Consider the following 6,215-nt stretch of genomic DNA (forward strand, 5'->3'; position numbering starts at 1 on the left):
CAAGGGGGGAGAGGATTGGAACGAGAATGCTGTGGCTACTCGGTCGAACCCCCCTCCCCCCTTGAGGGGGAGGGTCGGGGAGGGGGTAAGTCGGAACAGATCCGCCCTTCCTCAAACCCTCTTCATCAGCAATTTTGCGCTGCCCGGACACAGCGTGGTGAATTGCAGCGATTCCGTCACCACAGCCGGTGCCATCGCGCGCTCCGCATCTGCAAAACCGAGCCCACGGAAATAATCGGCGGCATCGATGGTGAGGAGCCACAGCCGCTCCGCGCCGCTGTCACGCGCCGCATCGTTCATCGCCGCGACCAGTGCGCGTCCCAATCCCTTGCCGCGTGCTGCCTTGTCGATGACAAGCGAGCGCAGCAACTGGTCCTGGCCCGCACCCTCCAACCCGCCGAACCCGATGCGCGTGCCGTGAGCATCGACCGCCTCGAAGAAGCGGCGGCCGGGTTGCGCCAGATCGTCCACCGGCAGGCCCTCGGCGGTGAGGGCCGCACCGAGCGGTGTCAGATCACGAAGCGGAACGAGTGACAGCATCGCCTTCCTCATACCAGCCCTTGCTGGCGCGGACGATCCTGACCACCGACAGCATCACGGGCACCTCGACCAGCACGCCGACCACGGTGGCAAGGGCGGCGCCGGAGTTCAAGCCGAAAAGGCTGATGGCGGCGGCGACGGCCAGCTCGAAGAAGTTGCTGGCGCCGATGAGCGCCGCCGGCCCCGCGACGCACCAAGCGACACCCAGGCGCCGGTTGAGGAGATAGGCGATCCCCGCGTTGAAATAGACCTGGATCAGGATCGGCACAGCGATGAGTGCGATGGTCAGCGGCTCTGCCACGATCTCGCCACCCTGGAAGCCGAACAGCAGCACCAGGGTGAGGAGCAGGGCGCCGAGCGAAACGGGGCGCAGGGCGGCAAGGCATTTCTCCAACCCGCCTGAGGCGAGGAGCGCCTTGCGCCAGACCTGCGCGGCAATCACCGGAATGACGATGTAGAGCACGACCGACAGCAGCAGGGTCTCCCACGGGATGCTGATCGAGGCAACGCCGAGGAGGAGGGCCACGATCGGCGCGAAGGCCACGACCATGATGAGATCGTTGAGCGCCACCTGGCTCAGCGTGAAGTGCGGCTCGCCATCGACCAGGTTCGACCAGACGAAGACCATCGCCGTGCAAGGCGCGGCGGCGAGCAGGATCAGCCCGGCGATATAGGATGGGATCTGCGCCGCATCGAGCAGCGGCGCAAACAGGCTCCCCAGAAAGAACGTCCCCAGCAGCGCCATCGAAAAGGGCTTCACCGCCCAATTGACGAACAAGGTGACGCCAACACCGCGCCAATGTTCCTTGACGCCGCCCAGCGCTCCGAAGTCGATCTTCAGCAGCATCGGCACGATCATCGCCCAGATGAGGATGGCGACCGGCAGATTGACCTTGGCCATTTCCGCCGCCGCGATCAGGCTGAAAAGGCCCGGCATCAGATAACCGAGCAGGATGCCGGCGCCGATGCACAGTATGACCCACAGGGTGAGGTACCGTTCAAAGAGTCCCATGATCCGACGATCGTCCCTCGTTGATCTTTTTATGCGACGTCCGGCCGCTTGTTGGTGGCGCCTTCGCCGGCCCCGATCTCGGCGAGTTTCGCCTTCAGCGACAGCCGGTCGAGGCTTGCAATCGGCAGCGCCGTGAAGGCCGCGATCCGGTTCTTCATGAAGCGGAGTGCCGTCACGAAGGCCTTCTCCTGCTCCAGCGTCGTCCCTGTGACAGCGGCCGGATCCTCGATACCCCAATGCGCACTCATCGGCTGGCCGGGCCAGACGGGGCACACTTCACCGGCCGCGTTGTCGCAGACGGTGAAGATGAAATCCATCTGCGGCGCACTGTCGACTGCGAACTCATCCCAGCTCTTCGAGCGGAATCCTTCCGCCGGACAGCCGGCGTCTTTCAACACTTTCAGCGCCAGCGGATGCACTTGCCCCTTCGGCAGGCTCCCAGCGGAGAAGGCGTTGAAGCGGCCGGCGCCGAGCTGGCGGAGCAGACTCTCCGCCAGGATCGACCGCGCCGAATTGCCGGTGCACAGGAACAGGACGTTATAGGTCTTGCCGGTCATGGTATTGCCTCAGGAACAGCAGGAAAAAGCGGGCTTCTCCGGCTTCTCGCCGCAGCAGGCGCTCTTTGCATCGGCCGCCACCGGCATCCCGTCGCCATCGCCGCCATATTGGGTCGCATCGCCGTGGGTCAGGAACGTCTCCCAGGAAATGCCGGCGGGATCGGTGATCCAGCTCTTGGTCGATTTGGCATAGCAGCAGGTGACATTGCCCTGGTCGACCACCGGCGCGTCGGCGCGCGACAGGCGGTCATAGACCTCGCTGAGTTCCGCCTCGCTCTCGACCTGGATGCCGAGATGGTCGAGACCGGTCGCCCGGCCGCGCGCGGTGATCGCGAAATTGACGCGCGGATCGTCCAGCATCCACTTCGCATAATCAGACTTCTCGACGCTGGGCTTGGTGGCGAACAGGGTCGAATAGAAGCGGATCGCTTGGTCGAGATTTTCAACGGCAACGTTGACGTGCAGGCGCTTCATGTCGTGTCTCTCCTGTGGCTGAGGTATCTTTGGATGCCGGATCGCAGATCTGGGCGGGATCGCATACGGGGGCACAAACCTGCCCGCCGCAGCAATTCTCGGTGAGGTAGGCGACAAGCTGGTTCATGGCGGAAAAATCGGCGGCATAGATGATCTGCCGCCCCAGCCGCCGCTGCGTGACGAGGCCCGCCTGCAGCAATTGCTGCAAATGGAACGTCAGCGACGATGGCGGCATCGCCATTCGTTCGGCAAGCGCTCCGGCCGGCAGACCTTCCGGCCCTCTTTCGACCAGCAGCCGGTAGGCCGCCAACCGATGCTCATGGGCAAGCGCCCCCAAGCCCCCGACGATCTTCTGCGCCTCGTTTACGGTCGCGGTCGCCATCCCGGCACCTCGTCATTTCGATGATTGTCGAAATATCAGAGCCGGCACGGCCGAGTCAATGGACATTTTGATGAATGTCGAAATGACAAGCCGCCCACCCCCACCCCGCCGGCGCAAGCCGAGCGGCACGCAGAAGTTCCTATAATGTTCTTGACAATGCTCTAGGAATAACGTACTATACAAGCTAGACCCACCTGATTTGCCAACCCCACCCGGACGCGGGACGGACGCTGGCGAAAAAGGGTGGCAATCACTCGGGGTTCGGTGCCGGTCCGGGTCAGGATCGGGACCCCCAAGCAGCCGCGCTGGGAAAAGTAAGACGGACCGTTCGGATGCCGACGGAGAAGGCATCTCCCGCGTTGCTGCCGGGAATGCGCAACCGAGCGGCCGCCTTGTCGACACGGGCGGTTCCCCGTAACGGGCCGTGCGCGCCCGTTCCCAGGATCGCCCAGGTTGGCGCCATGTCTTTGGTGCCCCGGATGGGACAGGCGATCCTCTGCGCGTGTGGCAGGATATCCCACGCGAAAGAAGGCGATTGGGTGGCCGCCTTTTCCCGGAGCCGCCCCCCTAACGCGTACTCCCCGAGTGATTGCCGGTCTGATCGGCCCCGTTGCTCAGTCGCTGTCTTCCGCTTCCGGCAGCCGTTCGACCAGCACCTTGTCGATGCGCCGCCCGTCGAGATCCATCACCTCGATGCGGAAGCCGTTGAAATCGACGCTCTCGCCCACCTTCGGCACGCGGCCCAGGCGATGGAGGACGAGGCCGGCGATGGTGGCATAGTCATTGTGGATGAAGCCGCTCGTGTCGAGGCGCCGCTCGACGTCGATCAAGCGCGTGCGGCCGTCGATCAGCCACGAGCCGTTGGCGCGCTGGGCGATCGATTCATCCTTTTCCTCTTCTTCCACCATCTCGCCGGCAATGACGGTGAAGATGTCGGATTGCGTGACGATGCCCTCGACGCTGCCATATTCGTCGAGCACGACGGCCATGTGGCTCGGCGATTTTCGGAACAGTTCGAGGAGCCGCAGGATGGTGGTCGATTCATGCAGCGTCATGGCCGGCTTCACGACGGCGGTAAGGTCGAGCTTCTCGCCACCCGTCACCTGATGCAGCAGGTCCTTGGTATGGACGACGCCCAGCACTTCATCGACCGAACCCTGGCATAGCAGAAGCCGCGTATGCTTGCTCTCGCGGATCTGCGCGCTGATGCTCTCGATCGGATCGTCGGCGTCGATCCAGTCGATGTCGGGGCGCGGCGTCATGATCGATCGGATGTTGTAGTCAGCGAGGTGCAGGACGCGGTCGATCATGTGCCGCTCTTCCTCTTCGAAGACGCCGCTCTGGGCCCCTTCGGCGACCATCGACTTCACTTCCTCTTCCGTCACCGATTGCTCGCGGTCGCCGCCAAGGCCGATCAGTGTCAGCAGCGCATTGGTCGAAACGCGCAAGATAAAGACCAGCGGTGCGCCCACCTTGGCAATAACGGCCATGATGGGGCTCACCCGCATGGCGATCGATTCCGCATGGTTCATGGCGATGCGCTTGGGCACCAGTTCGCCCGCCACCAGCGACAGATAGGTGATGCTGGCGACCACGATGGTGACGGCCGCCGGATAGGCATAGGGGGCGACGAGGGGCCAATCGTCGAGAACGGCAGCCAAGGGCGCCGACAGCGTGGCACCCGAATAGGCACCGGCGACGATGCCGACCAGGGTGATGCCGATCTGCACGGTCGACAGGAACTGCGTCGGATCGTCGGCCAATTCCAGCGCTTGTCTGGCGCCGCGATGGCCGTCGTCGGCCAAGGGCTTCAGCCGCGCGCGCCGGGCCGACACGATGGCCAGTTCCGACATGGCGAAGAAACCGTTGAGCAGGATGAGAAGCAGTACGATGGCGATCTCGAACCAGACATTCGTATCTGCAGCCGGTATTTCGGTCATTTCTTCTTATGTACTTTCTTCGGTGGACCTGCCGCGCGCGGTGAGCTTGTCGCTATCGCGCACGGTGATGCGCCCACCCTTCACAAGGATGAGGCCGGCATCGGTGAATTGCTTCAGTTGCTTGTTGACCGCCTCGCGCGTGACGCCGAGGAGCTGGGCCAATTCGCTTTGATTGAGTTTGGCGGTGATGAGAACGCCATCCTCGCTTTCGGTACCGTGCCCCAGGGCCAGCGCTTCCAGCGTCTTCGCAAGACGCGTGCCCAGATCGAGGAACGCCGCGTCGCGGATGCGGTCGGTATTGTGCCGCAGCCGCTCGCACAGCAGCTCGATGATGTGGAGCGCCAGTTTCGGTTCGCTCTTCATCAGATCGAGGAAGGCCGCGCGCGGCACGCTCAGCATCTCGGTGTCGGCCAGTGCGCTGGCGCTCGCCGTGCGCGGCAACCCGTCGAGCAACGCGATCTCGCCGAAGAAGTCGCCGCTCTCCATCAAATTGAGCGTCAGCTCGCGCCCGTCCGGCCCATGCACCCAGATGCGGATCAGGCCCTTGGCGACGCCATAGAGCGCATCCGCCGGCTCATCTTCCCAGAACAAGGTCTCGCCGACAGCGAGGCGCCGCGGCTGCGACAGGCGCGCGACGCGCTCGAGCAGGCTCGGCTCCAGGCCCCGGAACAGGAAGCTCTTGGCCAGAAGCTGCGCGCGCGCCGGCAAGGCGCTCAGCGTCGGTGCGTCGGATGCGGTGATGGCGGCCTCCTCGGGGCGACCTTGTGTGAACGGGTTCACAACCTAGCCGAAAGGAATTCCCAGGTTAAGGGCATCGCCGGTCGGGAGCCGATGATCGGATCCTTGCCGAGCTTGCTCGGAGGAATAAGAAATGACGACATTTGCCAAGTATATCAAAACGCTGTCGGTGCTGATGCTGATCGGCGCGGGCGCCTCGGCCTGCACCGGAACCCGCACTTACGATCCTGGTGCCTATGCCCAGGTCGACCGCTTGATGCAGGTCGGCTGCAACGACCGCCGTAACGGCGGCAAGGATTAACCCGCCAAGGATTAAGCGGCAGCCGACGCGGTCCCTTCGCCGCGATCCAGGATCGCGGCATGGAGGGCGAGTAGGCGTTCGGCATCCTCGACATGCAGCTTCTCGATGAGCTTGCCGTTGAGGACGCAGATACCCTTGCCGGCGGCACGTGCCTCGGCCCAGGCAGCGACGATCGCCTTCGATTGTTCGATCTCGGCCGGGTTGGGCGCGAAGGATGCGTTGGCGGCCGGGACCTGCTTGGGGTGGATCAGCGTCTTGCCGTCGAAGCCCA

General features: G+C 63.9%; 8 protein-coding genes and 1 pseudogene. 1 reads left to right on the forward strand and 8 read right to left on the reverse strand.

The annotated features are described in order from the left end of the window. Positions 1 to 111 precede the first annotated feature (111 nt). The 7 genes from arsN2 to ACE3PP_RS05595 all read right to left on the reverse strand — a co-directional run bounded on the left by arsN2 (position 112) and on the right by ACE3PP_RS05595 (position 5,685). Positions 112 to 540 (reverse strand): arsenic resistance N-acetyltransferase ArsN2, encoded by a 429-nt coding sequence (gene arsN2 / locus ACE3PP_RS05565; protein WP_374378920.1) that lies wholly within the window; start codon positions 538 to 540, stop codon positions 112 to 114. After that, the gene (arsB, locus tag ACE3PP_RS05570; protein WP_374378924.1) at positions 515 to 1,552 is read right to left on the reverse strand and encodes an ACR3 family arsenite efflux transporter; all 1,038 of its coding nucleotides are present in this window, start codon (positions 1,550 to 1,552) and stop codon (positions 515 to 517) included. The genes arsN2 and arsB overlap by 26 nt, the downstream gene beginning before the upstream one ends. Positions 1,553 to 1,581: 29 nt before the next feature. Next, the gene (locus tag ACE3PP_RS05575; RefSeq protein ID WP_374378927.1) at positions 1,582 to 2,109 is read right to left on the reverse strand and encodes an arsenate reductase ArsC; all 528 of its coding nucleotides are present in this window, start codon (positions 2,107 to 2,109) and stop codon (positions 1,582 to 1,584) included. Between the two features lie 9 nt (positions 2,110 to 2,118). Beyond that, a complete protein-coding gene (locus ACE3PP_RS05580; protein WP_374378930.1) occupies positions 2,119 to 2,583 on the reverse strand; it encodes an ArsI/CadI family heavy metal resistance metalloenzyme in 465 nt (154 codons plus the stop codon). After that, complete coding sequence (locus ACE3PP_RS05585; protein WP_374378934.1) at positions 2,552 to 2,965, reverse strand: ArsR/SmtB family transcription factor; 414 nt, start codon at positions 2,963 to 2,965, stop codon at positions 2,552 to 2,554. The genes ACE3PP_RS05580 and ACE3PP_RS05585 overlap by 32 nt, the downstream gene beginning before the upstream one ends. Positions 2,966 to 3,579: 614 nt before the next feature. Further along, the gene (locus ACE3PP_RS05590) at positions 3,580 to 4,905 is read right to left on the reverse strand and encodes a hemolysin family protein (protein WP_374378937.1); all 1,326 of its coding nucleotides are present in this window, start codon (positions 4,903 to 4,905) and stop codon (positions 3,580 to 3,582) included. Between the two features lie 6 nt (positions 4,906 to 4,911). Further along, positions 4,912 to 5,685: a Crp/Fnr family transcriptional regulator gene (locus tag ACE3PP_RS05595; protein WP_374378940.1), complete on the reverse strand. Its 774-nt coding sequence runs from the start codon at positions 5,683 to 5,685 to the stop codon at positions 4,912 to 4,914. Positions 5,686 to 5,776: 91 nt separating this feature from the next. Between ACE3PP_RS05595 and ACE3PP_RS05600 the strand changes: the two genes are divergently transcribed. After that, positions 5,777 to 5,944 carry a hypothetical protein gene (locus tag ACE3PP_RS05600; protein ID WP_374378943.1) on the forward strand — a complete coding sequence of 56 codons (168 nt, stop codon included), beginning with the start codon at positions 5,777 to 5,779 and terminating at the stop codon, positions 5,942 to 5,944. An 11-nt stretch (positions 5,945 to 5,955) separates the two neighbouring features. Here the strand turns inward: ACE3PP_RS05600 and ACE3PP_RS05605 are convergent. Continuing rightward, a pseudogene (locus ACE3PP_RS05605) lies at positions 5,956 to 6,215 on the reverse strand (CoA ester lyase); the annotation flags it as partial.

It is taken from the genome of Dongia sp., from assembly GCF_041910485.1.
In the GTDB taxonomy this organism is placed as follows: domain Bacteria; phylum Pseudomonadota; class Alphaproteobacteria; order Dongiales; family Dongiaceae; genus Dongia.

Bases quoted from the DNA above. Each gene is read 5' to 3' on its own strand.
- ACE3PP_RS05585 (WP_374378934.1), bottom strand. From the start codon at position 2,965: ATGGCGACCGCGACCGTAAACGAGGCGCAGAAGATCGTCGGGGGCTTG.
- arsN2 (WP_374378920.1), bottom strand. From the start codon at position 540: ATGCTGTCACTCGTTCCGCTTCGTGATCTGACACCGCTCGGTGCGGCC.
- ACE3PP_RS05590 (WP_374378937.1), bottom strand. From the start codon at position 4,905: ATGACCGAAATACCGGCTGCAGATACGAATGTCTGGTTCGAGATCGCC.
- ACE3PP_RS05580 (WP_374378930.1), bottom strand. From the start codon at position 2,583: ATGAAGCGCCTGCACGTCAACGTTGCCGTTGAAAATCTCGACCAAGCG.
- ACE3PP_RS05575 (WP_374378927.1), bottom strand. From the start codon at position 2,109: ATGACCGGCAAGACCTATAACGTCCTGTTCCTGTGCACCGGCAATTCG.
- ACE3PP_RS05600 (WP_374378943.1), top strand. From the start codon at position 5,777: ATGACGACATTTGCCAAGTATATCAAAACGCTGTCGGTGCTGATGCTG.
- arsB (WP_374378924.1), bottom strand. From the start codon at position 1,552: ATGGGACTCTTTGAACGGTACCTCACCCTGTGGGTCATACTGTGCATC.